This is a genomic window from Microbacterium phycohabitans, from assembly GCF_032464935.1.
GTDB lineage: Bacteria > Actinomycetota > Actinomycetes > Actinomycetales > Microbacteriaceae > Microbacterium > Microbacterium phycohabitans.
On record NZ_JAWDIT010000004.1, the window covers coordinates 290,649 to 315,918 of the forward strand.

Annotated in this window: 24 protein-coding genes and 1 tRNA gene; 20 read left to right on the plus strand and 5 right to left on the minus strand. The window is 71.8% G+C overall.

Translation table 11 applies throughout. The annotated features are described in order from the left end of the window. Window positions 1-167 precede the first annotated feature (167 nt). Complete coding sequence (locus tag RWH44_RS12690) at window positions 168-833, plus strand: peroxiredoxin-like family protein (RefSeq protein ID WP_316004842.1); 666 nt, start codon at window positions 168-170, stop codon at window positions 831-833. Window positions 834-873: 40 nt separating this feature from the next. Here the strand turns inward: RWH44_RS12690 and coaBC are convergent, their stop codons facing one another. Further along, complete coding sequence (coaBC, locus tag RWH44_RS12695; RefSeq protein WP_316004843.1) at window positions 874-2,085, minus strand: bifunctional phosphopantothenoylcysteine decarboxylase/phosphopantothenate--cysteine ligase CoaBC; 1,212 nt, start codon at window positions 2,083-2,085, stop codon at window positions 874-876. A gap of 314 nt (window positions 2,086-2,399) precedes the next feature. On the opposite strand from coaBC, the gene RWH44_RS12700 reads away from it, so the two are divergent. From RWH44_RS12700 to RWH44_RS12770, 15 genes are all read left to right on the plus strand, one after another. Further along, window positions 2,400-3,206, plus strand: coding sequence for an NRDE family protein (locus tag RWH44_RS12700; protein ID WP_316004844.1), 807 nt, complete (start codon window positions 2,400-2,402; stop codon window positions 3,204-3,206). Window positions 3,207-3,220: 14 nt separating this feature from the next. Beyond that, a tRNA-Arg gene (locus RWH44_RS12705) sits at window positions 3,221-3,293 on the plus strand. A 285-nt stretch (window positions 3,294-3,578) separates the two neighbouring features. Further along, complete coding sequence (locus RWH44_RS12710; RefSeq protein ID WP_316004845.1) at window positions 3,579-4,769, plus strand: thiolase family protein; 1,191 nt, start codon at window positions 3,579-3,581, stop codon at window positions 4,767-4,769. Between the two features lie 124 nt (window positions 4,770-4,893). Beyond that, complete coding sequence (locus RWH44_RS12715) at window positions 4,894-5,742, plus strand: enoyl-CoA hydratase/isomerase family protein (protein WP_316004967.1); 849 nt, start codon at window positions 4,894-4,896, stop codon at window positions 5,740-5,742. Further along, window positions 5,739-6,614 carry a 3-hydroxyacyl-CoA dehydrogenase family protein gene (locus tag RWH44_RS12720; protein WP_316004846.1) on the plus strand — a complete coding sequence of 292 codons (876 nt, stop codon included), beginning with the start codon at window positions 5,739-5,741 and terminating at the stop codon, window positions 6,612-6,614. The genes RWH44_RS12715 and RWH44_RS12720 overlap by 4 nt, the downstream gene beginning before the upstream one ends. Further along, window positions 6,611-8,683: a phenylacetic acid degradation bifunctional protein PaaZ gene (gene paaZ, locus RWH44_RS12725; protein ID WP_316004847.1), complete on the plus strand. Its 2,073-nt coding sequence runs from the start codon at window positions 6,611-6,613 to the stop codon at window positions 8,681-8,683. The genes RWH44_RS12720 and paaZ overlap by 4 nt, the downstream gene beginning before the upstream one ends. A gap of 11 nt (window positions 8,684-8,694) precedes the next feature. Beyond that, complete coding sequence (paaI, locus tag RWH44_RS12730) at window positions 8,695-9,201, plus strand: hydroxyphenylacetyl-CoA thioesterase PaaI (RefSeq protein WP_316004848.1); 507 nt, start codon at window positions 8,695-8,697, stop codon at window positions 9,199-9,201. Further along, complete coding sequence (gene paaK, locus RWH44_RS12735) at window positions 9,201-10,511, plus strand: phenylacetate--CoA ligase PaaK (protein WP_316004849.1); 1,311 nt, start codon at window positions 9,201-9,203, stop codon at window positions 10,509-10,511. Before paaI ends, paaK begins: the two co-directional genes overlap by 1 nt. 186 nt (window positions 10,512-10,697) lie before the next feature. Beyond that, window positions 10,698-11,672, plus strand: a complete 975-nt coding sequence (gene paaA, locus RWH44_RS12740; protein WP_316004850.1) for a 1,2-phenylacetyl-CoA epoxidase subunit PaaA — start codon at window positions 10,698-10,700, stop codon at window positions 11,670-11,672. Next, window positions 11,672-11,977: a 1,2-phenylacetyl-CoA epoxidase subunit PaaB gene (gene paaB, locus RWH44_RS12745; RefSeq protein WP_055838158.1), complete on the plus strand. Its 306-nt coding sequence runs from the start codon at window positions 11,672-11,674 to the stop codon at window positions 11,975-11,977. The genes paaA and paaB overlap by 1 nt, the downstream gene beginning before the upstream one ends. Before the next feature lie 149 nt (window positions 11,978-12,126). Then, window positions 12,127-13,002 carry a 1,2-phenylacetyl-CoA epoxidase subunit PaaC gene (paaC, locus tag RWH44_RS12750; protein WP_316004851.1) on the plus strand — a complete coding sequence of 292 codons (876 nt, stop codon included), beginning with the start codon at window positions 12,127-12,129 and terminating at the stop codon, window positions 13,000-13,002. Then, window positions 12,996-13,481, plus strand: coding sequence for a 1,2-phenylacetyl-CoA epoxidase subunit PaaD (gene paaD / locus RWH44_RS12755; RefSeq protein WP_298873349.1), 486 nt, complete (start codon window positions 12,996-12,998; stop codon window positions 13,479-13,481). The genes paaC and paaD overlap by 7 nt, the downstream gene beginning before the upstream one ends. Next, a complete protein-coding gene (gene paaE, locus RWH44_RS12760; RefSeq protein ID WP_316004852.1) occupies window positions 13,481-14,644 on the plus strand; it encodes a 1,2-phenylacetyl-CoA epoxidase subunit PaaE in 1,164 nt (387 codons plus the stop codon). Before paaD ends, paaE begins: the two co-directional genes overlap by 1 nt. A gap of 9 nt (window positions 14,645-14,653) precedes the next feature. Then, window positions 14,654-15,424 (plus strand): enoyl-CoA hydratase/isomerase family protein, encoded by a 771-nt coding sequence (locus tag RWH44_RS12765; protein ID WP_298873345.1) that lies wholly within the window; start codon window positions 14,654-14,656, stop codon window positions 15,422-15,424. Between the two features lie 124 nt (window positions 15,425-15,548). Continuing rightward, window positions 15,549-16,406 carry a hypothetical protein gene (locus RWH44_RS12770; RefSeq protein WP_316004853.1) on the plus strand — a complete coding sequence of 286 codons (858 nt, stop codon included), beginning with the start codon at window positions 15,549-15,551 and terminating at the stop codon, window positions 16,404-16,406. Window positions 16,407-16,525: 119 nt separating this feature from the next. On the opposite strand, the gene RWH44_RS12775 is transcribed toward RWH44_RS12770, so the two are convergent. Together RWH44_RS12775 and RWH44_RS12780 are read right to left on the minus strand one after the other, a co-directional pair. Then, window positions 16,526-16,810: a Fe-S cluster assembly protein HesB gene (locus RWH44_RS12775; RefSeq protein WP_298873340.1), complete on the minus strand. Its 285-nt coding sequence runs from the start codon at window positions 16,808-16,810 to the stop codon at window positions 16,526-16,528. A gap of 113 nt (window positions 16,811-16,923) precedes the next feature. Beyond that, the gene (locus RWH44_RS12780; RefSeq protein WP_316004854.1) at window positions 16,924-17,724 is read right to left on the minus strand and encodes a helix-turn-helix transcriptional regulator; all 801 of its coding nucleotides are present in this window, start codon (window positions 17,722-17,724) and stop codon (window positions 16,924-16,926) included. Window positions 17,725-17,915: 191 nt separating this feature from the next. Between RWH44_RS12780 and RWH44_RS12785 the strand changes: the two genes are divergently transcribed. Together RWH44_RS12785 and RWH44_RS12790 are read left to right on the plus strand one after the other, a co-directional pair. Beyond that, window positions 17,916-18,269, plus strand: coding sequence for a DUF485 domain-containing protein (locus RWH44_RS12785; protein ID WP_298873336.1), 354 nt, complete (start codon window positions 17,916-17,918; stop codon window positions 18,267-18,269). After that, window positions 18,266-19,882: a monocarboxylic acid transporter gene (locus RWH44_RS12790; protein ID WP_316004855.1), complete on the plus strand. Its 1,617-nt coding sequence runs from the start codon at window positions 18,266-18,268 to the stop codon at window positions 19,880-19,882. Before RWH44_RS12785 ends, RWH44_RS12790 begins: the two co-directional genes overlap by 4 nt. A gap of 104 nt (window positions 19,883-19,986) precedes the next feature. Here RWH44_RS12790 and RWH44_RS12795 read toward each other — a convergent pair whose 3' ends face one another. Next, window positions 19,987-20,520, minus strand: coding sequence for a methylated-DNA--[protein]-cysteine S-methyltransferase (locus RWH44_RS12795; protein WP_316004856.1), 534 nt, complete (start codon window positions 20,518-20,520; stop codon window positions 19,987-19,989). A 226-nt stretch (window positions 20,521-20,746) separates the two neighbouring features. Between RWH44_RS12795 and RWH44_RS12800 the strand changes: the two genes are divergently transcribed. After that, window positions 20,747-24,427, plus strand: a complete 3,681-nt coding sequence (locus tag RWH44_RS12800; protein WP_298873330.1) for an AAA family ATPase — start codon at window positions 20,747-20,749, stop codon at window positions 24,425-24,427. Window positions 24,428-24,555: 128 nt separating this feature from the next. After that, a complete protein-coding gene (locus RWH44_RS12805) occupies window positions 24,556-24,768 on the plus strand; it encodes a hypothetical protein (protein ID WP_298873328.1) in 213 nt (70 codons plus the stop codon). Between the two features lie 70 nt (window positions 24,769-24,838). Here the strand turns inward: RWH44_RS12805 and mscL are convergent, their stop codons facing one another. Continuing rightward, window positions 24,839-25,258, minus strand: a complete 420-nt coding sequence (gene mscL / locus RWH44_RS12810; RefSeq protein WP_298873326.1) for a large conductance mechanosensitive channel protein MscL — start codon at window positions 25,256-25,258, stop codon at window positions 24,839-24,841. Between the last annotated feature and the right edge of the window lie 12 nt (window positions 25,259-25,270).

Below are 25,270 nucleotides of genomic sequence, written 5' to 3' on the forward strand. Positions count from 1 at the left end.
GCGTCCTCACCCACCCGGACGCCGTGCGGCGCAACGGTCGCGCTCCTCGCGCATGACGCTTCGTGACGCCATGCTTCGCAACATGACGGCGCCGGAGCTTCACGCTTCTCACCGGCATACGCTCCTCGAGCCGGCGCCTGACGCCGAACATCCCGGGGAGGCCACGCATGTCCACACCGTCCATCGCCCAGCAGATCGACGACTTCACCGGCGGGTTCGAGTCGCAGATCGGCGACCGCCTCGCATCGGTGTTCTCCGAGGAGCAGTCCGACCTGCGCGACGCGGGAGTGCCTCACGCAGCGCTCGGTGTCGGAGACCCGGCGCCGGACGCCGAACTCATCACCGCAGAGGCCGTTCCGACCACCTTGGAGGCCGAACGCGGCGGTGCGGCATCGGTCGTGGTCTTCTATCGCGGCGCCTGGTGCCCGTACTGCAACATCACCTTGCGCACCTACCAGGAGCACTTGCTGCCCGTGCTGCGCGAGCGGGGCGTGCGCCTCATCGCCGTCTCCCCGCAGACGCCCGAGGGGTCGACGCAGAGCGTGACCAACGGCTCGCTCGCCTTCACCGTGCTCTCCGACCCCGCGAACGCGCTCGCCGAGAGCTTCGGCATCGTCACCGAACCGAGCAGCGCCGCGCGGGCAGCGCACACCGAGCTCGGCTTCGACGTGGCCGACAGCAACGCCGACGACTCCGCTCGCATCCCGTTCCCCTCCGTCTACGTCATCGACGCGGACGGCGTGATCAGATTCGCCGACGTGCACGTCGACTACACGACGCGCACCGAGGTCGACGAGATCATCGCCGCACTCGAGGGGATCGGCAAGGGCTGACGTGAGGGCGAGGATCGCGCGGCGCCCCGTACTCGGCCCGTCAGCTCCCGGGTGACACGCGAACCGCCGCGATCGCGTCGAGCAGCGCGTGGGCGGTGTCGTCTTTCGATCCGGATGCCGTCGCGACGACGCGTCCGTCCCGATCGACGATCGTGAGGGCGTTGTCCAACGCCTCGAATCCTCGCGTCCACCCCACGGCGTTCGCGGCCAGGAGGTCGACGCCCTTCCGCGCGGCCTTGGTGCGGGCGCGCTCGAGGAGCTCGTCGTCATCGGCCACGGTCTCCGCGGCGAAGGCGACGATCGTCTGCCCCTCCCGTCGGGCCGCGACGAGCCCGGCGACGACGTCCCGGTTCTCGGTGAGTTGCAGGGTCAGTCCGCCGGGGGAGTCCTGCTTGCGGAGCTTGTGCGCCGATACCTCGGCCACCGAGTAGTCGGCGACCGCCGCGGCCATGACGATGACGTCGGCGCCGGGGGCCGTGGCATCCATCGCCCTTCCGAGCTCGTCGGCGGTTCCCACCGACACGACCTCGACGCGGGGGTCGGGGCGCACGTCGGCGTCGAGGTGCGCGGCGACGAGGGTCACCCGCGCGCCGCGGTCGGCGGCGGCGCGGGCGATCGCGACACCCTGTCGTCCGCTGGAGCGATTGCCGAGGAAGCGCACCGGGTCGATCGGCTCGCGCGTGCCACCGGCGCTCACCACGATCGAGACGCCCTCGAGGTCACGCTCGCGTTCGACGAGGGCGAGCGCGGCCGCGACGATCTCCTCGGGTTCGGACATGCGCCCGGGGCCGGAATCGCCGCCGGTGAGCACGCCGTCATCCGGGCCCACGACGTGCACGCCGCGAGCGCGGAGCACCTCCATGTTGTGGACCGTCGCGGGATGCCGCCACATCTCGGTGTGCATCGCGGGAGCCACGACGACCGGGGCCGTCGTGGCGAGCAGGGTCGTTCCGAGCAGGTCGGACGCGAGTCCGGCGGTCATCGCCGCGAGGGTGTTGGCGGTCGCCGGGGCGACGATCACGAGGTCGGCCGACTGCCCGAGAGCGACATGGCGCACCTTCGCGACGTCGTCGTGCACCGAGGTGGTCACGGGATTGCGGCTGAGCGCCTCCCACGTGGGCAGGCCCACGAATCGCAGGGCGTCGTCGGTGGGGATCACGTGCACGTCGTGCCCGGCCTTCACCAGCAGCCGCACGAGGCCGACGGTCTTGTAGGCGGCGATGCCCCCGGTCACTCCCACCACGACGAACATCGCCCCAGTCTTCCAGGTCGACGCACTGGGCGGGGAAGGGTCCGACGCCCGTGGGGTCAGGGCATCCGGTCTGTGAATGCCGCTCGGGGTGGACCGGGGCAGGGGATTGGGCGAAGACAGGATGCCGGGGGCGGGGGTGGTCCTGGTCTCGAGTGAGTGCCTGTTTCGGTGGGGTGCGGGCCCGGGGCGGTGGGGCTTGCCGGGGCAGGGGATCCGGCGAAGACAGGATGCCGAGGCTGGGGACCGTCCTGTTCCCGTGCCGCCCGGGCGAGGTCACGGCACCGGGCGCCCGCGGCGCGGGTACCGTGGGAGAAATGTGCACGGTCGTGATCGACGTTCCCGCCGAACCCGGCGAACCGGTGCGGGTGCTGGCCGTCCGCGACGAGGATCGCGAGCGTCCCTGGCGCGGGCTCGGCGCGTGGTGGCCCGAGCGCCCCGGCATCCTGGGCGTGCGTGACGACCGCGCGGGAGGGGCCTGGCTCGCCGTCGATCCCGACGCCCGGCGGCTCGCCGTGCTGCTGAACCGCGAGGATCTCTCCGACCGTCGCGACGACGAGGTGGTGAGCCGCGGCGCCATCCCCCTCGATGCGGTGGGCGACGGCATCCCGGAAGTCCCTCCCACCCGCGGCTTCAACCTCGTCGAGGTCGATGCCCACGGTGCGCACCTGGTGGAGTGGGACGGCCTCGAGGCTCGACGCACGCGACTCGCCCCGGGAACGCACATGATCGCCCACCACGCGGTCGACGACCCCGGCACCCCGCGTATCGCGCGCTGGCTCGGGGCGTTCCGCGACGCCGGGCTCGCACCGGGGGAGGACTGGTGGATGCCGTGGCTCGGCGTCGTCGAAGCGTCGACCTCCGACCCCTCGGCGTCGGTGCTCCGCCGCGACGAGCATGACGGACACGTGCTCGAGTCGCTGCTGGTGTGCGCGGCGACGATCGGTCCGGACGGTATCGAGGTCCGTGAGGCGAGTCCGGTCGAGCCGGGCGCGTGGGACGACGGTCTCGTCGAGGGGCTGCAGCATGGCATCCGGGCCCTGTCGTCGCGTCCCGCCGCGGCGGAGACTTCCTCGTCTCGCGCCGCTTCGTCTCGCGCCGCTTCGTCTTCCAGGGCGCAGTAGGCTGGAAAAGCCCCGCCTCCGTAGCTCAGGGGATAGAGCGCCGCACTCCTAACGCGGGCGTCGCAGGTTCGAATCCTGTCGGGGGCACCTCATCGCCAGCGCTCGTCCGCCCACCTCGGCGGCATCGCCGCGACGCCACCGGATCCCAGGTTCAGCGGTTCCGCGCCGGATCATCCGTTCCGCGCGAGACCACGCCTCGCGGGCCTCGGCGATCGTGTCGCCTCGGTCTGATTCCGTGACGTCGGCGTCGGGCCCGCCAGGGATCGTTGCTCCTCCGCCTCCCGCATGGCATGATTACTGAACGATCGGTCGGAAAACCTCGAAGTCGAGGTGGACGCGACCCCGCCAGAGCCGGCGGGGGAGAGGATGGCGATGTCGCAGGCGTTTCTCATCGGCGGTGCGCGCACCCCGGTCGGGCGGTACGGCGGGTCGTTGGCATCCGTCCGCCCCGACGACCTGGCGGCCCTGGTGGTCGGCGAAGCCGTGGCCCGCGCGGGAGTGCCCGCCGAGGCGATCGACGAGGTGATCCTGGGGGCCGCGAATCAGGCGGGTGAAGACAACAGGAACGTCGCCCGCATGGCCGTGCTGCTCGCCGGACTCCCGGATGCCATCCCCGGCCTCACCGTCAATCGCCTCTGCGCCTCGGGGATGAGCGCGATCGCGCTCGCGTCGCAGGCCGTCCGTTCGGGCGACGCCGACATCGTCGTGGCCGGCGGCGTGGAGTCGATGACCCGGGCGCCCTGGGTGCAGGCCAAGCCCGACCGCGCCTGGGCGAAGCCGGGAGCGGCCTTCGACACCTCGATCGGCTGGCGCTTCACCAACCCGCGGCTCGCGGCGCGCGACAAGGCCACCTTCTCGATGCCCGAGACGGCCGAGGAGGTCGCCCGGGTCGAGGGCGTCTCGCGCGCCGATGCCGACGCCTTCGCTCTGCGCAGTCACGAGAGGGCCGTGCGGGCTCAGGATGCCGGACGCTTCCGCGACGAGATCGTCGCCGTCGAGACGGTGCGAGGTGTGGTCGACACCGACGAGGGGCCGCGGCGGGACACCTCTCTCGACGCGCTCGGAGCGCTCCACGCCGTGGTCGCGGGCGGCGAGGTCGTCACCGCCGGGAACTCGAGCTCCCTCAACGACGGGGCCTCGGCGATCGTCGTCGCGAGCGCCGAGGCGGTCGAACGCCACGGGCTGCGGCCGCGGGCGCGCATCGTGTCGCACGCCTCGGCGGCGCTCGCCCCCGAGGTCATGGGGCTCGGTCCCGTGCCCGCGACCGAGAAGGCGCTCGCGAAGGCCGGGCTGTCGGCATCCGACCTCGGCGCCGTCGAGCTCAACGAGGCTTTCGCCTCGCAGTCGCTCGCGTGCGTGCGGCGCCTCGGACTCGACCCCGAGATCGTCAACGCCGACGGCGGCGCGATCGCCCTCGGGCACCCGCTCGGGTCGAGCGGATCACGGCTGATCGTGACGCTGCTCGGGCGCCTCGAGCGCGAGAACGCACGATACGGGCTCGCGACGATGTGCGTCGGCGTGGGCCAGGGCACCGCGATGATCGTGGAGCGGATCGATGGCTGAGACGACGACCCCGGTGTCCGAGAACGCGCAGGTCCCTGAGCCCGTCGGATGGACCGGGACCCTTCGCGGTGTCCGGGGGCCGGAGGCTTCGACAGGCTCAGCCACCGGCGCGTCGGGCTCAGCCATCGGCGCGTCGGGCTCAGCCATCGGCGCGTCGGGCTCAGCCATCGGCGCGTCGGGTCCCGACGACTCCGCATCGAAGGTCCCTGAGCCTGTCGAAGGGACCGGGACCCCCGCAACGCCCCGCCTCCGCGTCGACAGGAGCGACGACCGCGTCGTCGCCACCCTCGACCGACCCGACGTGCGCAACGCGATCGACCAGGCGATGGTCGACGAGCTGCACGCTCTCTGCGCCGAGCTCGAAGAGGCCCCGCGCACGCTCATCCTCACCGGAGCCGGAGGGATCTTCGCCGCCGGCGCCGACATCGCGCAGCTGCGCGAGCGCACCGGCGACGACGCCCGCCGCGGCATCAACGCCACGGTCTTCGACCGCATCCGCCACCTGCCCATGCCGGTGATCGCGGCCGTCGACGGCTTCGCGCTGGGCGGGGGCGCCGAGCTCGCCTACGCCGCCGACCTCCGCATCGGCACCCCGCGCGCGCGCTTCGGCAACCCCGAACCGGGACTCGGCATCATCGCGGCGGCCGGAGCCTCGTGGCGGTTGCCCGAGATCGTCGGTCACGCCCGCGCGAGCGAGCTGCTGCTGACGGCCCGCACCATCGACGCCGACGAGGCTCTCGCGTGGGGCCTGCTGTCGAGCGTGCACGAACCCGACGCACTGCTCGCAGCGGCGCACGCGATCGTCGACCGGATCGCGGCGAACTCCTCGCGCGCGACGATCCTCACCAAGCGCGCCCTGCTCGCTCCCCGCGCGCGGCACCCCGCGATCGACGGCGAGCTGCAGGCCGAGCTCTTCGACAGCGCGGAGAAGCGCGCCCGCATGACCGCGTTCCTGGAGAGGAAGAAGAAGTGACCACGCTCCCCGACGTCGCCGCGCCCGCAGCGGCATCCCTCCCGACGACCGTCGGCGTGCTCGGCGGGGGCCGCATGGGCGCCGGGATCGCGCACGCGTTCCTCCTGGCCGGTGCCCGCGTGCACGTCGTCGAGCGCGATGCGCCGGCAGCCGACGCCGCCCGCGAGCGCGTCGAGACGGCGTTGGCCCGGTCCGCCGGGAAGGGCATCGAGATCCCGGATGCCGACACCCTCACGACCAGCACCGACACCGCCGCCTTCGCCGGCGCGGGTCTCGTGATCGAGGCCGTCCCCGAGGATCGAGCGCTCAAGCTCGACGCTCTCGCACGGATCGAGAGGGCCGTCGACGACGCCGCGGTCGTGGCATCCAACACCTCCTCCATCTCGATCGACGCGCTCGCCGGAGCGATGCGGCATCCGCAGCGCTTCCTCGGCCTGCACTTCTTCAACCCCGTGCCGGCCTCGGCGCTGGTCGAGGTGGTCACGGGCGCGCGCACCGACGCGCGAGTGGTCGACGATGCCCGCGCGTGGGTCGCGGCCATCGGCAAGACCGCGGTCGTCGTGCGCGATGCGCCCGGTTTCGCCTCCAGCCGCCTCGGCGTCGCCCTGGGGCTCGAAGCGATCCGGATGCTCGAGGAGGGCGTCGCGAGCGCGCACGACATCGACACGGCGATGGAGCTGGGGTACCGGCATCCGATGGGCCCCCTGCGCACGACCGACGTCGTCGGACTCGACGTGCGCCTCGGCATCGCCGAAGAACTCGAGCGCGCGTTCGGTGCGCGCTTCACCCCGCCCGCGCTGCTGCGAGAGCTCGTCGCCCAGGGGCACCTGGGTCGCAAGACCGGCCGCGGATTCTACGAATGGAGCGAATGATGACGTTTCTCCCCAGCTATGTGAGCGGCTCCTGGTGGACGCCGCAGAACGACCCCGACGCCGCGATCGTGCGCGATGCGTCGACGGGTGAGGAGATCGTGCGGGTCAGCACGCGCGGGCTCGACCTCGCGCGAGCCGTCTCGTACGCCCGCGAGATCGGCCGCACGAGCATCGACGCCCTCACCTTCCACCAGCGCGCGATGGTGCTGAAGAACCTCGCGATCGCGCTGAACGAACGTCGGGAGGAGCTCTACGCGCTGTCGGAGCGCTCCGGCTCCACGCGCCGCGACTCGCTCAGCGACGTCGACGGGGGAATAGGCGTGCTGTTCACCTTCTCGTCGAAGGCGCGACGGGAGCTGCCCGCCGGAAAGGTCGTGCTCGACGGTCCGGTCGAGCCGCTGTCGAAGGACGGCTCGTTCCTCGGACGGCACGTCTACACCCGCCTCCCCGGCGTCGCGGTGCAGATCAACGCCTTCAACTTCCCGATGTGGGGCGCGCTCGAGAAGTTCGCGCCGGCGTTTCTGGCGGGCCTGCCCACGATCGTCAAGCCCGCGACCCCGACGGCGTACATCGCCGAGGCGTGGGTGCGCATGGTCGTCGAGACGGGGCTGCTGCCCGAGGGAGCCCTGCAGCTGGTGAGCGGGAGCGTCCCGGGCCTGTTCGACCTGCTCGACCTCGGCGACACCGTCGGCTTCACCGGCAGCGCCTCCACCGCCGAACGCCTGCGCGCGCAGGCCAAGCCCGGCGTGCGCTTCACGAGCGAGACCGACTCGATCAACGCCTCGATCCTCGGCCCCGACGCGGTGCCCGGCACCCCCGAATTCGACGCGTACGTGAAGCAGCTGCTGGTGGAGATGACCACCAAAGCGGGGCAGAAGTGCACCGCGATCCGCCGCGCGATCGTGCCGGCCGGGATGACGGATGCCGTGGCCGCGGCCCTGCGCGCGAAGATCGCCGAGCGCGTGGTCATCGGCGACCCGCGCACTGAGGGCGTGACGATGGGCCCGGTCGTCTCGACCGAGCAGCGCGACGAGGTGGTGCGTCAGGTGCGGGCCCTCGAGCAGGCCGGTGGGCGCTTCGTGGTGGGATCGGCCGAGCCGCCCGCGGGGGCCCCGGCCGAGGGGGCGTTCCTCCAGCCGATGCTCTTGGCCTTCGCGGATGCCGCGACCCCCGCCGTCAACGACATCGAGGCCTTCGGGCCGGTCGCCAGCATCGTGGAGTACGCCGACGTCGCGGAGGCCGCGGCGATCGTGGGCCGGGGTGGCGGGTCGCTCGTCACGAGCGTCGCCACGCACGACCCCGACGTCGCGACCGAGCTGCTCACCCGCATGGGCGCGATGAACGGTCGCGTGCTCTTCCTCGACCGCGACGACGCCCGCACCTCGACGGGCCACGGCGCTCCCGTGCCGCATCTCGTGCACGGCGGCCCCGGCCGAGCGGGCGGCGGCGAGGAGCTCGGCGGCATCCGCTCGGTGCTCCACTCCATGCAGCGCACCGCGATCCAGGGCTCGCCGCGGATGCTCACCGCCCTCACCGGGGTCTGGCATCCGGGAGCGCAGACCGACGCCGCCGGCATCCATCCCTTCCGCAAGCCGCTCGCGGACCTGCGGATCGGGGATGCCGTGGAGTCGGCCGAACGCGAGGTCACCCTCGACGACATCGAGGTGTTCGCGCGGTTCACCGGCGACACGTTCTACGCGCACATGGACGAGGAGTCCGCGGCGGCGAACCCCTTCTTCCCGGGGCGCGTCGCGCACGGCTACCTGCTCGTGTCGTGGGCGGCGGGATTGTTCGTCGACCCCGCCCCCGGCCCGGTTCTGGCGAACTCGGGCCTGGAGAATCTGCGCTTCGTCACGCCCGTGTCTCCCGGTGACCGCATCCGCGTCGCCCTGACCGCGAAGCAGATCACTCCGCGCGAGACCGACGAGTACGGGGAGGTGCGCTGGGATGCCGTGATCCGCAATCAGGACGATGAGCTCGTGGCGCAGTACGACGTGCTGACGCTCGTGGCGAAGACGTGGAGCCCGGCCGTCGCGCTCGCTCCGCAGCAGGCGGGAGCCCTGGCGTGAGCCTGCGGCCGATGATGCGGAACGACCGCGCGTCGGCGATGCTCGGCATGGTCGTCGAGCACGACGCACCGGGGGAGTCGCGCGTGTCGATGACCGTGCGCGACGACATGCTCAACGGCTTCGCGATCACCCACGGCGGGCTCGTGTTCACCCTCGCCGACACGGCGTTCGCGATCGCATGCAACGAGGACGAGCGGGTGACCGTCGCCGGCGGTGCCGACATCACCTTCTTGAAGTCGACGACCGCGGGGCAGACGCTCACGGCGACGGCTCAGCGTCGCGCTCGCAGCGGCCGCACGGGCCTGTACGACATCCGCGTCACGGACGAGACCGGCGACCTCGTCGCCGAGGTCCGCGGTCGCAGCATCACGACGGACCGTCGCCCGCCGGCGGCGGTGGCGGACCCCGCGGCGGACGCGGGGGTTCCGGTCCCTTCGACAGGCTCAGGGACCTCTGCAGCGACCGCATCACCCGATCCCGAGCGCGACGACGCGCTCTCCACCACGGAGGTGTCCTGATGACCGTGACCACCGCATCGCGCCCGGATTTCCTGGCATCCGTCGATCCCACCGGCATCCCGCTCGAGAGCCTGCGCGCGCTGCAGCTCGAGCGTCTGCAGTGGACCGTCCGCCATGCCTACGAGAACGTCGCGCTGTACCGGCGGAAGTTCGACGAGGCCGGGGTCGGTCCCGATGACATCCGCACGCTCGACGACATCCGTCTGCTGCCGTTCACGACCAAGGCCGACCTCCGCGAGACCTACCCCTTCGGAATGTTCGCGGTGCCGATGGCCGATGTCCGGCGCATCCACGCCTCCTCGGGCACGACGGGGCGCCCGACCGTCGTCGGCTACACCGCGGGAGACCTCGACCGGTGGGCCGATCTCGTCGCGCGGTCGCTGTCGGCCGCCGGCATCCGGGCGGGCGATCGCGTGCACAACGCCTACGGCTACGGACTGTTCACCGGCGGCCTCGGCGCGCACGCGGGCATCGAGCGGCTGGGGGCGACCGTGATCCCGATGTCGGGCGGGCAGACCGCACGGCAGGCGCAGCTCATCCAGGATTTCGAACCGGATGCCATCCTCTGCACGCCGAGCTACCTGCTGACCATCGCCGATGCGCTGGAAGCGGCGGGGGTCGACCCGCGCTCGACGTCGCTGAAGGTCGCCGTGCTCGGCGCCGAGCCGTGGACCAACGAGATGCGCCGCGAGATCGAGCGCCGTCTCGACCTGGTCGCCGTCGACATCTACGGCCTCAGCGAGGTGATGGGCCCGGGGGTGGCCTCGGAGAGCGCTCTGACGAAGGACGGCCCGCACGTGTGGGAAGACCACTTCCTGCCCGAGACCATCGACGGCGAGACGGGCGAGCCCGTGGCCGACGGGGAGCTGGGCGAGCTGGTCTTCACCTCCCTCACGAAAGAGGCCTTCCCCGTCATCCGCTACCGCACGCGCGATCTCACGCGCCTGCGCCCCGGCACGGCCTTCCCGGCGATGCGCCGCATCGAGAAGATCACCGGTCGCAACGACGACATGATCATCCTGCGCGGGGTGAACCTCTTCCCGACCCAGATCGAGGAGATCGTGATGGGCATCGAGACCCTCACCCCGCACTTCGTGCTCGAGCTGCGCAGGGAGGGGCGGATGGATGCCATGACCGTGCGCATCGAGCGTCATCCGGCCCTCGAGCGCGAGGTGTGCGAGGCCGCCGGCGTCGTGTTGCAGCAGCGCATCAAGGTGCTCATCGGCACCACGGTCGACGTGCGCGTCGAGGAGCCCGGCATCCTGCCCCGCTCCGAGGGCAAGTACAAGCGCGTCTACGACCTGCGCTGAGCGGGGGCCGTCGGCCCACGCCGAGGACGCACCGCGTCGTCGACACCGCACCCGTTCGGCGCCGATCGGATGCGGTCTCGACCGACGCCCCCGTGCTCGCCGCACACGAGGGGTCGGGGGTCATTGCGGACCGCCATCCTCGCGGATACACTTTACTGAACGATCGGTCTGTAAAAGGAGTCGACGATGACGACAGCACTGACGGCGGATGCCGGCACCCTCGACGGCGAGGCGATGTTCGACGCCCTCATCGAGGCCGACGGGCGGATCGAACCGCGCGACTGGATGCCGGAGGCATACCGCCGCACGCTCATCCGGCAGATCTCGCAGCACGCGCACTCCGAGATCATCGGGATGCAGCCCGAGGGGGCGTGGATCACGCGGGCACCGAGCCTGAAGCGCAAGTCGATCCTGCTCGCCAAGGTGCAGGACGAGGCGGGCCATGGCCTGTACCTCTACTCCGCGGCGCAGACGCTCGGCATCACCCGCGACGAGATGACGCAGCAGCTCGTCGACGGCAAGGCCCGCTACTCGTCGATCTTCAACTACCCCACCCCGACCTGGGCCGACATTGGCGCGATCGGCTGGCTCGTCGACGGAGCCGCGATCTGCAACCAGGTGCCGCTGTGCCGCGCGTCGTACGGACCCTACGGGCGCGCCATGGTGCGCATCTGCAAGGAGGAGTCGTTCCACCAGCGCCAGGGCTTCGAGATCCTGTTGACGCTCATGCAGGGCACCGAGGAGCAGCGGGAGATGGCTCAGGATGCCGTGAACCGCTGGTACTGGCCGAGCCTCATGATGTTCGGACCCCCCGACGACGACTCGCCCAACTCGGCGCAGTCGATGGCGTGGAACATCAAGCGCTTCAGCAACGACGACCTGCGGCAGCGGTTCGTGTCGATGCTCGTACCCCAGGCGGCGGTGCTGGGCGTGACCCTGCCCGACCCCGACCTGCGTTTCAACGACGAGACCGGTCAGTACGACATGGGCGAGATCGACTGGACGGAGTTCCACGAGGTGCTCGCCGGGCGCGGCCCCCTGAACACCCTGCGCCGGCAGCACCGCCGCGAGGCGCACGAAGAGGGCGCCTGGGTGCGCGAGGCCGCCGCCGCCTACGCCGCGAAGAAGAACGCCGCCCGCACCCAGACGGCGGCCGCCTGATGGCCACGCCCGGCGGCAGCCCCGCCGAGACCTGGCCCCTCTGGGAGGTCTTCGTGCGCGCGAACCGCGGTCTGAGCCACGTGCACGTCGGCTCGCTCCACGCTCCCGACGCCGAGCTCGCCGTGCGCAACGCGCGCGACCTCTACACCCGCCGCGGCGAAGGCGTGTCGGTGTGGGTCGTCCCCTCGGATGCCGTGACCACGAGCGACCCGGGAGCCAAGGGGGCGTTCTTCGAGTCGCCCGCGGGCAAGAACTACCGGCACGCGGTGTACTACACCGCGTCCGAGGGGGTGCCGCACCTGTGAGCTCGTCGATCGATCAGGGGTCCCGCTCCCGTCGACAGGCTCAGGGACCTCGGGATGGCGTCGCGGCGGTGGCTGAGCCTGGCGAAGCCCCCGACGCGGAGTCCCGCTCCCGTCGACAGGCTCAGGGACCTGGGGATGGCGTGGCGGCTGTGGCTGAGCCTGTCGAAGCCCCCGACGCGGGCGGCCACCGCGACGACCCGCACGGCGTCGATCCCCACGGAGACGTCTCGCTCGACGCGCGCGAACTCTCCGCCGAGCTCGCCGGCGGCGAGGACCGCGCGAGCGACCCCGACGTCGCCGCGTACGCGATGCGCCTCGGCGACGACGCCCTGATCCTGGCGCAGAACCTCTGCGGCTGGGTGGCCCGGGCCCCCGAGCTCGAGGAAGACGTCGCCCTCGGCAACATCGCCCTCGACCTCCTCGGCCACGCCCGCTCGCTCCTGCGTTACGCGGGCAGTCACGACGGTCGGAGCGAGGACGATCTTGCCTACTGGCGCGACGAGCGCGACTTCCGCAGCGCATGGCTGTTCGAGCTGCCGAACGGCGACTTCGCGCACACGATCGCCCGGCAGTTGCTCGCGTCGACGTACCTGCTCGAGCTGTACCGCGAGCTCGCGGCATCCACCGATCCCGTGCTCTCGGCGGTCGCCGCCAAGGCCGAGAAGGAGGTGGACTACCACCGCGATCACGCCGTGCAGTGGACGCTCCGTCTCGCCGGCGGCACCGACGAGTCGCGTCGCCGCTTCCTCGTCGGCCTCGACGACACCTGGCCGTACCTCGACGAACTGTTCCGCGACGAGCCGCTGCACGACCGGCTCGAGGGCGTCGCCGTGCGCCCCTCCACCCTGCGGGGCCGTGTCGACGACGTGCTGGCGGCCGTGCTCGCCGAGGAAGACGTGCCGGTCCCGTCGTCGATCCCGGCGTCGTCCGCGGGAGGACGTCAGGGACGGCACCACCCCGCGTTCGGGCCGCTCCTCGGCGAGATGCAGGTGCTGGCCCGCCGGCATCCGGGGGCGACATGGTGACCGCGACGCTCGAGCGCGCCCGCGAGGTCGTCGCGGCCGTCGTCGACCCCGAGGTGCCCGTGCTCACGATCGACGATCTCGGGGTGCTCCGCGACGTGCGCTTCGACGGCGAGACCGTGACCGTCACGATCACCCCCACGTATTCGGGATGCCCCGCCGTCGACGCCATCCGCGACGACATCGTGCTCGCCCTCACCTCCGCCGGCTTCGGCGACGCGGTCGTGAAGACGACGCTCACCCCGGCCTGGACGACCGACTGGATGAGCGAGGCGGGCAAACGCAAGCTCACCGAGTACGGCATCGCACCGCCCACCGGCCGGGCCCCCGCGGGTCCCATCCGCGTCAAGCTCAGCGTCGCGTGCCCCCGGTGCGGCTCGCTCGACACCCGCGAGGTCTCGCGTTTCGGCTCCACCTCGTGCAAGTCGCACTGGGAGTGCCGCGCGTGCCTCGAACCCTTCGACCACTTCAAGGCCCTCTGATGACGATGACGGATGCCACCCCCTCGAGCCCCGCGGGAGCCTCGACCCCGGGGCCCGTGCGCGAGACGGGCGGTCGTGCCCGCGCCCGGTTCCACACGTTGCGGGTCGCCGACGTGCGCCCCCTCACCCCGACGGCGATCGAGGTGACCTTCGACGTGCCCGACGAGCTCGCCGACGCCTTCGACTACGCGGCGGGCCAGTACGTCGCCCTGCGCGCCCGCGTCGACGGCGACGACCTGCGCCGTTCGTACTCGCTGTGCCGCCCGCCGGCGCGCGGGACCATCAGCGTGGGCATCAAGCGCGATCCCGACGGGCGCTTCTCGACCTGGGCGCACGAGGGCTTGCGCCCGGGGGATGAGATCGACGTGATGAGCCCGCAGGGCACGTTCGTCTCGAAGGCCTCGACGGCGACCGGACACGTCGTCGCGATCGCCGCCGGATCGGGCATCACCCCGATCATGGCGCTCGCGACCGACGTGCTCGAACGCTCCGCCCACAGCCGCATGACGATCGTCTACGCCAACCGGTCCTCGACCGACGTGATGTTCGTCGACGAGCTCGCCGACCTGAAGGACCGCTACCCCGCGCGCCTCACGCTGCATCACGTGCTCTCGCGGGAGCAGCGCGCGGCGCCGGTGTTCTCGGGACGCATCGACGACGAACGCCTGCGCCTCATCCTGTCGCGCCTGATCGACCCGGCATCCGTCGACGAGTGGTTCCTGTGCGGCCCGTTCGCCCTCGTCGAGCTGTGCCGCGAGGCGCTGGCCGAGGCCGGGGTCCCGCGCGAGCGCTTGCGTTTCGAGCTCTTCACCGCGGGCGACGGCGACGCGCCCGCGCAGACCGGGGGAGCGCGACCCGTGCGCGTGCGCGCCGACGAGCCGGTACGCCGCATCGACTTCACCCTCGACGGCCAGTCGGCGTCGGTCGACAGCCCGGTGGACGCGAACGAGACGATCCTGGCCGCCGCCCTGCGTGTGCGGCCCGACGTGCCCTTCGCGTGCGCGGGGGGTGTCTGCGGAACCTGCCGCGCACGCGTGGTCGAGGGGGCGGTCTCGATGACCGAGAACTACGCCCTCGAACCCGACGAGATCGAGCGCGGCTACGTCCTCACCTGCCAGTCGCACCCCACCTCCGACGCCGTGCGCGTCGACTACGACGGCTGAGGGGATGCCGTGATCGACTACCGCCTCGACGAGGGCGTCGCCGAGATCGTCCTGAACGCTCCGACCCGCCGCAACGCCCTCGGTCTCGACGACCTGCGAGAGCTCGGTTCCGCCTACGAACGGGCGGAGTCCGACGGAGCCCGGGCAGTGCTGCTGCGCGGAGAAGGACCGTCGTTCTGCGCCGGCCGCGACATCGCGGGCGTCGATCCGGCGACCGACGACGTCGGCGGCTACCTCGACGACACATTGACGCCCCTGCTCCGCCGGATGGCGGCCTTCCCGGCCCCGACGTTCGCGGTCGCCCACGGCGCGTGCCTGGGCGTCGGGCTCGGCCTGCTCATCGCGACCGACGTCGTGTACGTCGCCGACACCGCGAAGATCGGCTCGCCGTTCGCCGCCCTCGGCGCGACGCTCGACTCCGGCGGTCATGCGCTCTTCGCCGAGCGCCTCGGCATCCACGCGACCCTCGACCTCATCTACACCGGCCGCATGCTGTCGGGTGAGGAAGCGGTGCGCGCGGGCCTGTTCTCCCGCGTCTTCGCGGCCGATGAGGTGACGGATGCCACGGCGCTCGCCGCCCGCACCGCTGCGGCAGGTCCCACGGCGGCGTTCCGCGCGAGCAAGCGCATCGTCTCGGCGATCCGCGACCAGCGCCTGGGGCTGTGGGATGCCATGGCCCTGGAGAACCGCGCCCAGGCGGCGCTCGCCGCCACCGACGATTACCGCGAGGGGTTCGCGGCGTTCTCGTCCAAGCGTCGACCGGAATTCACGGGGCGTTGAGGCGGGCGCGGCAGGCCGCTTCCCGCGTCGACGGGACATCGCATGCCGTCGCCGGGGCATGGTGGGTGCGCAGGGGCGGAGCGTCGCCCCACCGCGCGCGGCACCGCCCTGCTTGAATCGGGAGATGCCGCGCATCGACGATGACGACGAACTCGCGACCCTCCGGCGCCGGGCCTTCGCCCCCGGCGCCGACATCTCGGCCGACCCCGCGGCGCTGGAGCGTCTGATCGAGCTGGAGGAGCGTGCCGCTGCCCGCGACCTCGCGTCGCGCGGCGGCGGATCGCGCGCGGATGCCGCCCCGAACCCGGCAGCGCGCGGCTCCGGTGCGGACACCGCGCCCGTCACGGGGCTCGACGGCCGCCCCCGCGACGGCGCTCCCGGCGGCGACCCCACGGCGTCGAGCGGGGATCCGTCGAGACCGGACGCCGACGACGCCTCCGCGGACGGGCCCGGCGTTTCCCGCCCGGCACGCATGCGGATGCCACGCCTCCGGCGCTCCACGGTGCTCCTGCTGGCGGGGGCGGGGGCGATCGCGGCCACCCTGGTCACGGCGCTCGTGCTCGTTCAGCGCGTGCAGACGGATCCCCTGCAGGTGGGCGCGACCCAGGTCGCCCGGCTGACGCCCGACCCGGCGTTCGAGATCCCGAGCTCGCTGTACCGCGGCATCACGGGCAGCGTGAAGGCCTACACCGCGTTCGAGGGCTTCCGGGTGGTCTCGTACCCGTCGTTCCGAGCCGGCGAGGAGGCGGCGCGCTGCATGACCGTGTACCAGCCCGACCTTCTCGATGACAGCGACGACGGCTTTTCATACGACGGTCAGTTCCTCCTGCCGTCGTGCGGGGCGGGGCTCTTCCCCGCGACCTTCACGATCCTCCTCGCCGAGGACACGCCCGAGCGTGGCCCCACGGACCTGCCCGCCGACACCGCTCTGCAGTTCGTCTACGACGAGGAACTCGACGAGGTCGTGGTCTTCGAGGGCTGACCCCGTCCCGCCCTTGCGGCGTCGCACGGCGGTCGCGACGCCCCCGTCGCCCGTGATTCCGCCGCACATGACGATGCCCCGACCCGAAGGTCGAGGCATCGTCGAAACGCGTCAGCGTGTCACGCGGCGGTGGTCACCGCGAACTGCACCGATCCCTGGGGATCGATCTGCGCGTCGAGCACGCGGTCATCGAGCACCGTCGCGGCGTCGGTGTCGAGGAAGACCCGCGCTCCGGAGTTCTCGACGACGGTGTCGGCGGGCTCGGGCGCGTCGACGACCGACAGCGCGAACTGCGACTCGGGCGAGCCCGCTCCGGCGATGCGCACCCCGCCCTGCGGGGCGTCGGGGAACTGCGCGGTGATGGTCTTGACGGCGGTCGTGGCCTCTTCGGTGAGCGTCAGCATGGGTGACTCTCCTTCTCTGATCGACGACAGGAGTCAGCCACGATGCCGAGAATCGCTCCGGCTCTCAACTCCTCGCGACCATTTCCAGGGGTTTCCCACCGGCCGTCCAGGCGTCAGGGGAGCAGGCCCGCGCGACGCGCGCGCGTCACCGCGGCGTGCCGCGTCGAGGCGTCGAGCTTCGACATGGCCGAGGCCAGGTACGACTTCACCGTGGTCTCGCGCAGACCCAGGGATGCCGCGATCTCGCCGTTCGTGGAGCCCACGGCCGCGCACGCGAGGACGTCGATCTCGCGGCGCGACAGGTGCACGTCGGTGTCGACGCCCGCGGTCGGAGCGTCTCCCGTCAGCGCCGCCAGACGCGTCTCGATGTCTTCGAGGCGGCGGCGCACCGCGTCGTCGCCGATGGTGGCGGCGAGGCTGCGCAACTGCGCGTAGCTCTCGCGGATCTCCTCACGAGCGCCCGCACTGAGCCCGCCCTCCGGTGCCGGCGCGGCCGCCATCCGGCGCTCCACCTCGGCGCGCACGCGCAGCTCCGTGCCGAGCTCGCCGGCCACATCGAACGCCGGACGGGCCTCGACCTCGCCGACCTGCGCCTGCGCCCATGAGCCGCAGTACAGGATGCCGCGGGCCGCGCCGCCGACGAGGACGGGCACGGCGAAGAGCGTGGCGATGCCTTCGCCGAGGATCGCGCGGTCGTAGTCGTGCGTGATCGAGCGCGACGTGCGGTAGTCGAGGGTCATGCGGGGACGCCGCTCGACGAGCGCCCGGCCGCCGAGGCCGCGGCTCGCGTGGACGACGAGGCCCTCGATGCTCCGCGTGCGCGCGCCGACGATCGTCGACACGTGCACCGCTCCGTCGTGTTCGAGCCCGCCGAAGGCCACGGGGAAGTGCGTGCGCCGAGCGAGCTCGCTCACGGCGTGCGACACCAGTCTCGTGTCGTCTCGAAGTGTGGACGGTGCAACCACGCACTACCTACTTCCGGGGGTGACGGCTTCGTCGCCGCGTTTCGTAGCGTCGACCCTACCACCGGGGAAGCGCCAGCCGACCCGGACTTTTCCCCCTAACGGTGCAGTGTTGCGCCGCACTCATGAGGCAAGGAGGCCACATGACGGACCGTCGCATCGACGGCGCCCACACGGGCGGCGTCGACTACATCGCGGTCGAGGAGTCCGCCCCGTTCCAGGAGCTGAAGCGGCGCCAGCGCAGCTTCGTCTTCCCGCTCGCGGTGGCGTTCCTCGTCTGGTACTTCGCTTACGTGCTGTTGTCGTCGTTCGCCCCGGATTTCATGGCCCAGCCGGTGTCGGGAGCGATCACCGTCGGGCTGCTGCTCGGACTCGGGCAGTTCGTCACCACGTTCGCGATCACCATGGGCTACGTCGCCTACGCCAATCGGCGACTCGACCCCGGAGCCGAGCAGTTGCGCCACGAGCTCGAGCAGGCTGACGGGGGTCGCGCATGAACGACGTGCTCGCCACCCTCGACGCGGCCGTCCAGACGGTCGAGAACAACCCGGTGCTGAACATCTCGATCTTCGGCGCGTTCGTCGCCGTGACGTTGTTCATCGTCATCCGGGCCAGTCGTAACAGCAAGACCGCCGCCGACTACTACGCCGCCGGTCGCTCGTTCACCGGGCCGCAGAACGGGTTCGCGATCGCCGGCGACTACCTCTCGGCGGCGTCGTTCCTCGGCATCGTCGGTGCCATCGCGATCAACGGTTATGACGGGTTCCTGTATTCGATCGGCTTCCTGGTGGCGTGGCTCGTGGCCCTGCTGCTGGTCGCCGAGCTGATGCGCAACACCGGCAAGTTCACGATGGCCGACGTGCTGTCGTTCCGCCTGAAGGAGCGTCCGGTCCGCATGGCCGCCGCCATCACGACCCTCGCCGTGTGCTTCTTCTACCTGCTCGCGCAGATGGCGGGTGCCGGGGGACTGGTCTCGCTGCTGTTGGGCATCACCGAGCGCGTCGGTCAGTCGATCGTGGTCGCGGTGGTCGGCATCCTGATGATCGTCTACGTGCTGATCGGCGGAATGAAGGGCACGACCTGGGTGCAGATCGTGAAGGCCTTCCTGCTCATCGGCGGCGCGGTGGTGATGACGGTCTGGGTGCTCGCGATCAACGGCTTCAGTCTCAACACGCTCCTCGAGAGCGCGGTGGCGGCCTCGCCCAAGGGCGATGCGGTCCTCGCGCCGGGGCTGCAGTACGGCAAGAACCCGTGGGACTTCATCTCGCTCGCCCTCGCCCTCGTGCTGGGCACCGCGGGTCTGCCGCACGTGCTGATGCGCTTCTACACGGTGCCCACGGCGAAGGAGGCGCGACGCTCGGTGGTCTGGGCCATCTGGTTGATCGGGCTGTTCTACATCCTCACGCTCGTGCTCGGATACGGTGCCGGCGCCCTCGTCGGGGCGGACACGATCCTCGCGGCTCCGGGTGGGGTCAACGCCGCAGCGCCCCTCCTCGCGTTCGCCCTCGGCGGTCCTCTGCTGCTCGGCTTCATCTCGGCGGTGGCGTTCGCGACGATCCTCGCGGTCGTGGCGGGACTCACGATCACCGCGGCGGCCTCGTTCGCGCATGACATCTACGCGAACGTCGTGAAGAAGGGCGACGTCCCGCCCGACGGCGAGGTCAAGGTCGCCCGGCGGACCGTGATCGTCATCGGCGTCCTCGCGATCCTCGGCGGCATCGGCGTCCAGGGACAGAACGTGGCCTTCCTCGTCGCCCTCGCCTTCGCGGTCGCGGCCTCGGCCAACCTGCCGACGATCCTGTTCTCGCTGTTCTGGCGCAAGTTCACCACCCGCGGCGCGGTGTGGAGCATGTACGGCGGCCTCGGCTCGGCGCTCGTGCTCATCTTCCTCTCGCCGGTGTTCTGGGGCACGCCCACGAGCGTGTTCGCCGACACCGGGGTGGCCGTCTGGCCGCTGAACAACCCCGGCATCGTGTCGATCCCGCTCGGGTTCTTCCTGGGCTGGCTGGGCTCGGTCACCTCGCGCACGGCCGAGGACCGCCGCAAGGCGGCCGAGATGGACGTGCGATCCCTCACCGGTTACGGCGCCGAGAAGGCGTCGAACCACTGACGCGACCGCGCCCGGTCCCGCTCCGGCGGGGCCGGGCGTCGTCGTGCCGAGCCCTCGTGCCGCCCTCCGCGCGCTCGCCGATCATCGCCCCGAGGCGTCCGGCTTCACCCCGCGGCGCGGAGCCTCTCGCCGAGCACCACCCTGCTCTCGAGGTCGAGCAGGTGCTCCTTCACCTCGGGGTGGCCGCCGTACTCGCCGATGGACCCGTCGGCGCGCACGACCCGGTGCACGGGGACGACGATCGAGAACGGGCTCGAGGCGCACGCCGTGCCCACCGCCCGAGCGGCGCGCGGGGCGTCGGCCATCAGCGCCACCTCCCCGTACGAGGCGACCTCGCCGTAGGGGATCGCGCAGGTCGCCTCGAGCGCTGCGCGCGTGAATCCGCGAACGAGGCGCCAGTCGAGAGCGACGTCGAACGCGCGCCGTTCGCCGGCGAAGTACGCGTCGAGCTGCGCGACGAGGTCCGCGCCGACGGATGGGTCGGGCTCGGGCACGACGCCCAGGCGCTGCGAGATCTCCGCGCGGGCGAGGTCGATGCCGTCGTGGGCGACGTCGAGGCGCACCAGGGCGTCGTCGATGAACGTCAGCAGGATCGGCCCGACGGGGCTGTCGTATTCGGTGCTCGTGACTGTGTTCATCTCTTCATCTTCTTCACCGTCGCCGAGCCCCGCGGGGTGATCCCGCGGAAGTGGGGAGGATGCCGCCGATCCGCCGCCTGGGGAGGAAGCGCCGGTGGCGCGGCGTGTCGCCGATTGTCGCGAAACTCGCCGCCGCTACAGGGGTTCCCCGATCGCCCGGCTTAGTCTGACAGGTGTGTGGCGAGCTGAGGACGGTACCGTGATCGGTGCCGACGGAGACGATTCGATGTCGTCCGTCGATCCGGGCGAGCTGCGATTGTCGGAGCCCGGCATCGTGGTCCGCCACGTCGCCGACCCCGAACGCGATCGCATCCGCGCCGAGGCGGCAGCCCTGGGCGGGCGTTCGACGCTGCTGCGGTTCGACGACGCGCTCGACGCGGGCATCGACATCACCAAGGCCCACCCCGGCTCGCTCCCGCAGTTCATCACCGGTCGCGCGACGATGCTGTCCAACCTCTTCCGCGACGAGGTCGCCCTGCGCACGGCCCGCATGGCGGCCGACCGCATCACCGCCAAGAACGTCGAGTTGCGCACCGCGCGCGGACTCGAGCCCGTGCACCTGGCCGTCGGTCTCTCGGCGTGGAAGATCGGGGGAGTGGAGTGGTCGGCGCCCGTGCTGCTGCGCCCGCTCGCGATCCGCCGTCACCACGGCGACTTCGAGCTCAAGCTGCACGGCGCCTTCGTGATGAACCCCGAGCTCGCGCGCGCGTTCCGCACGCATCTCGGCATCCAGATCGACAGCGCGGCGCTCGCGGGTCTCGCCTACGACCAGGGCGTCTTCAAGCCGCAGCCCGTCATCGACCACATCCGTCGCCTGACCTCGCACGTGCCGACCTTCGTGGTGCACCCGCGCCTGATCATCTCGTCGTTCGCCGACGTGGGCTCCGGCATGGCGCGCGACACGCACGACCTCGACGACCCCCTGCTGAACGCCCTCGCCGGGCACCCCGACGATCGCGCCCGGGTCAGCGTGCGCCGTGCCGACCCCGCCGTCGTGAGCCCCGACGAGCGCGCGCCCGCCGCCGACACGCTGCTGCTCGACGCCGACGCCGAGCAGGAGCGCGTGCTCTCGCGCATCGCGGCCGGTCACTCCCTCGCCGTGCACACGCTGCCGGGCACCGGCGGCACGCAGACGGTGATCAACGCGATCGGTCAGCTCGTGCACGACAACAAGCGCGTGCTCGTCGTCAGCGCCCGCCGCTCGACGCTCGACGGCATCCGGCACCGCCTCGCCGGCGTCGGTCTCACCGGACTCGCCGTCTCCCCGCACCACGTACGCCGCGACCTCATCCGCGCGATCGGCCGCAACGAGAAGGCCGAGCAGCCCAAGGTCGCCGAGATCGACGACGCCCTCGTGCGCCTGCGCACGGTGCTGCGCGACTACCGCTCGGCCGTGACCGAGCCGCATCTGGCGCTGGGGGTCTCGGCGCTCGATGTGCTGCGCGCGCTGACGTCGCTGGCATCCACGTCTCCCGCCCCGTCCACCGAGGCGCGGTTCGATCTCGCGACGCTCGAGCGTCTCGCCGGTCGTCGCGATGCGGCGACCCGCGCGCTCGCGATGGCCGCGCGCTTGGGCGAGTTCCGCTTCGGCCCCGATGATTCGCCGTGGTACGGAGTCAGCTTCACCCGCACCGAAGACGCGCGGGCCGCCCACGATCTGGCGGGCAAGCTGCACGCCACCGAGGTGCCGCGCCTGCTCGAGCGCGGTTACGAGCTCATCGCGCAGACGCGTATGCGTCCGTTCCAGACGGTGTCCGAGCTCGGCGCATACCTCAAGCTCCTGCAGGGCATCCGCGAGTCGCTCGACCGCTTCAGCCCCAGCGTGTTCGAGCGCCCCCTCGGCGAGCTGATCGACGCGCACTCGCCGCGTCGCGATGCCTCGGCGATGAGCGGTCCGAACCGCCGCCGACTCAAGCGCCTCTCCAAGGAATACGTGCGCCCGGGCGTGCACGTGCCCGACATGTACGAGGCGCTCGTGCGCATCCAGCAACAGCGCACCGAGTGGCAGCGCGTGGTCGAGGCCGGCGTCACCCCCGAGGTGCCGCTGGGTCTGGCCGACGTGCACGTCGCGTGGCAGCGCACCGATGCGTTGCTCGGCGAGCTCGACCAGGTCCTCGGCCGTCAGGGCTCCGACCGCCTGGCGACCCTGCCCGTGCAGCGTCTGATCCGCACCCTCGCCGGGCTCGCCGCCGAGTCGACCTTCTTCGACAACCTCGTCGAGCGTGCGCAGCTGCGTTCCGAGCTCGCGCGCCTGGGCCTGGAGCAGCTCCTCGTCGAGCTGTCGGTGCGTCACGTTCCCGAGGAGCGCGTGGGTGCCGAGCTCGAGTTCGCGTGGTGGCAGTCGGCCCTCGAGCATCTGCTGCGCACCGACCGGGCGCTGCTGGGCGCCAACACGAGCGTCGTCGACCGTCTCGAGCGCGACTTCCGGCTCGTCGACGAGGCGCACGCGGCCGCCGCGGGACCCCTGCTGGCCGCGCAACTCGCGACGCAGTGGCGCATCGGCATCGTAGACCACCCCGACGAGGCTGCCGCGCTCAAGCGTTCGCTGAAAGACGGGCTGCACACGGCGCAGGAGATCTCGGATGCCGCCCCCACCCTGCTGCGCACCCTCGCGCCCGTGTGGCTGGCGTCGCCCTACGAGGTGCCCGATGTGCCGCACGATCTGGCGTTCGACGTCGTGATCATCGCGGATGCCGCGGCCCTGTGCCTCGCCGAGGCGACGCCGGCGCTGCGCCGCGCGCGGCAGGTCGTGCTGTTCGGCGATCCGGTCGTGCAGAAGCCGACGCCCTTCCGCGTGAGCGCCGCCATCGCCGCCGCGCCCGACGACGCCGACGAGGTGCCGTTCGATGAGACCTCGGTCTTCGAGCGCATCGCGGAGCTGCTGCCGGTCGAGACGCTCACCCGCAGCTACCGCGCCGGGGGAGAGGACCTCTCGCAGCTGGTCAACGACGCGTTCTACGGCGGAGAGATCGTCTCGCTGCCCTGGGCCGGTTCGTACCTGGGCCGCGGCAGCCTGAGCGTCGACTACGTCGAGGGCGGAGTCGGAGCCCCCGATCCCGTCAGCGGTGCCGTCGAGAGCCCCGACGCCGAGGTCGCCCGCGTGGTGACCCTCGTGGTCGAGCACGCCGTGAACCGCGCGTCGGAGTCGCTCATGGTCGTCACGGCGAGCCGCAAGCACGCCGAGCGCGTGCGCGCCTCGGTCGTGGCGGCGCTGGCCGGCCGCTCCGACGTCGCGGAGTTCGTGTCGAGGGATGCCGCCGAGCCCTTCGCCGTGCTCACCCTCGAGGAGTCCGTGGCCGAGAGCCGCGACCGCGTGGTGTTCTCGCTCGGCTTCGGTCTGACCCGTCACGGGCGCGTGCTCAGCGACTTCGGCGACCTGTCCACGCCCGACGGGGAGCGCCTGCTCACGGTCGGCATGACCCGCGCGCGCCGCTCCATGGTGATCGTGTCGTCGATCCGCCCCTCGGCGTTCGACGACGGCCGCCTCGAGCACGGCGCCGCGACCCTCATGGGCATCCTCGGCAACGTCGCCGCCCGCGGCCGCGAGAGCCGCCTCGAAGACCTCGCCGATCCGCTCACCCGCGCGCTGGCGCGGGAGCTGCGCCGCCTCGGCGTCGAGGTCGACGTCGACTACCGCGGACTCCTTCCCCTCGTCGCCCGCTACAAGGGCAAGGCGGTGGTGGCCGAGAGCGATCCCGAGACCATCGGGGAATCGCTGCGCGAGACGCTGCGCCTGCGCCCGCAGATCCTGCGGCGCCTCGGTTGGCACTACGTGCGCGTGCACGCGTTCGACCTCTACAGCGACCCGGCGGGTGTCGCCGCGCGCATCGCGGAGCTGTTGGGCGTCGCGCCCGACGACTCCGCCGCGCCCGACGCCACGACCGAGTCCCTCGACCTGCCCGGCTGAGTCCGCGATGACCGAGGATCCGGATGCCACCGGCTGAGCCCGTCGACGCCTCCGACGCCGCGGACGTCCCGGTCCCTTCGACAGGCTCAGGGACCTCCGATGCGGCGACCGCGGCTGAGCGTGCGGCGGTGGCTGAGCCCGTCGAAGCCTCCGACGCCCCCGCCGATCGCCAACCGGTCGTTCGCGTGCGCGGTGCCCGCCGCGCGCGGCTGCTGGCGGCCCCGGGAACGACGGCCGAGCCGGCCCCCGCCGACGATCCCGCGCGCGGCACGGGCACGCGGCCCACGGCATCCGGACCCAACGACGAGCGCATGATGCGCGAGGTCCCCCCGCACTACTGACGGAGACGGCGACGGCGTCCGGCCGGACCCGTGGTCCCGCGCGGACGCCGTCACATCGGCTCCGACTCGCTCAGAGCTTGTTCTGACGCTCCAGGAGGTCGCGGATCTGCACGAGCAGCTCCTGCTCGGTGGGCAGCTTCGGCTCCTCCGATGCCGCCTCGGCCACACCGGCGCGCGCCGCGGCGCGAGCCTTCCAGTGGTTCATGGGGTACACGAACACGAAGTACACGATCGCGGCGACGGCCACGAAGTTGATGATCGCCACCAGGATGGCGCCGAATTCGAACGTCGAGGTGCCGCCCAACAGGGTCGGGACGGTGACGTTCAGATCGCTCAGGTCGCCGACCTGGAACAGGAACCCGATCAGCGGGTTGATCAAGCCCTGCACGAGGGCGTTGACGATGGCGGTGAACGCCGCTCCGATGACGACCGCGACCGCGAGGTCGATGACGTTGCCGCGGAGGATGAACTCCTTGAATCCTTTGATCATGCGCTGGCTCCC

What these genes read in the sequence shown, in the direction of transcription:
- RWH44_RS12690 (WP_316004842.1), top strand. Translation starts at nt 168, where the DNA reads ATGTCCACACCGTCCATCGCCCAGCAGATCGACGACTTCACCGGCGGG.
- coaBC (WP_316004843.1), bottom strand. Translation starts at nt 2,085, where the DNA reads ATGTTCGTCGTGGTGGGAGTGACCGGGGGCATCGCCGCCTACAAGACC.
- RWH44_RS12700 (WP_316004844.1), top strand. Translation starts at nt 2,400, where the DNA reads ATGTGCACGGTCGTGATCGACGTTCCCGCCGAACCCGGCGAACCGGTG.
- RWH44_RS12710 (WP_316004845.1), top strand. Translation starts at nt 3,579, where the DNA reads ATGTCGCAGGCGTTTCTCATCGGCGGTGCGCGCACCCCGGTCGGGCGG.
- paaZ (WP_316004847.1), top strand. Translation starts at nt 6,611, where the DNA reads ATGATGACGTTTCTCCCCAGCTATGTGAGCGGCTCCTGGTGGACGCCG.
- paaI (WP_316004848.1), top strand. Translation starts at nt 8,695, where the DNA reads ATGATGCGGAACGACCGCGCGTCGGCGATGCTCGGCATGGTCGTCGAG.
- paaK (WP_316004849.1), top strand. Translation starts at nt 9,201, where the DNA reads ATGACCGTGACCACCGCATCGCGCCCGGATTTCCTGGCATCCGTCGAT.
- paaA (WP_316004850.1), top strand. Translation starts at nt 10,698, where the DNA reads ATGACGACAGCACTGACGGCGGATGCCGGCACCCTCGACGGCGAGGCG.
- paaB (WP_055838158.1), top strand. Translation starts at nt 11,672, where the DNA reads ATGGCCACGCCCGGCGGCAGCCCCGCCGAGACCTGGCCCCTCTGGGAG.
- paaD (WP_298873349.1), top strand. Translation starts at nt 12,996, where the DNA reads ATGGTGACCGCGACGCTCGAGCGCGCCCGCGAGGTCGTCGCGGCCGTC.
- paaE (WP_316004852.1), top strand. Translation starts at nt 13,481, where the DNA reads ATGACGATGACGGATGCCACCCCCTCGAGCCCCGCGGGAGCCTCGACC.
- RWH44_RS12770 (WP_316004853.1), top strand. Translation starts at nt 15,549, where the DNA reads ATGCCGCGCATCGACGATGACGACGAACTCGCGACCCTCCGGCGCCGG.
- RWH44_RS12775 (WP_298873340.1), bottom strand. Translation starts at nt 16,810, where the DNA reads ATGCTGACGCTCACCGAAGAGGCCACGACCGCCGTCAAGACCATCACC.
- RWH44_RS12785 (WP_298873336.1), top strand. Translation starts at nt 17,916, where the DNA reads ATGACGGACCGTCGCATCGACGGCGCCCACACGGGCGGCGTCGACTAC.
- RWH44_RS12790 (WP_316004855.1), top strand. Translation starts at nt 18,266, where the DNA reads ATGAACGACGTGCTCGCCACCCTCGACGCGGCCGTCCAGACGGTCGAG.
- RWH44_RS12795 (WP_316004856.1), bottom strand. Translation starts at nt 20,520, where the DNA reads ATGAACACAGTCACGAGCACCGAATACGACAGCCCCGTCGGGCCGATC.
- RWH44_RS12800 (WP_298873330.1), top strand. Translation starts at nt 20,747, where the DNA reads ATGTCGTCCGTCGATCCGGGCGAGCTGCGATTGTCGGAGCCCGGCATC.
- mscL (WP_298873326.1), bottom strand. Translation starts at nt 25,258, where the DNA reads ATGATCAAAGGATTCAAGGAGTTCATCCTCCGCGGCAACGTCATCGAC.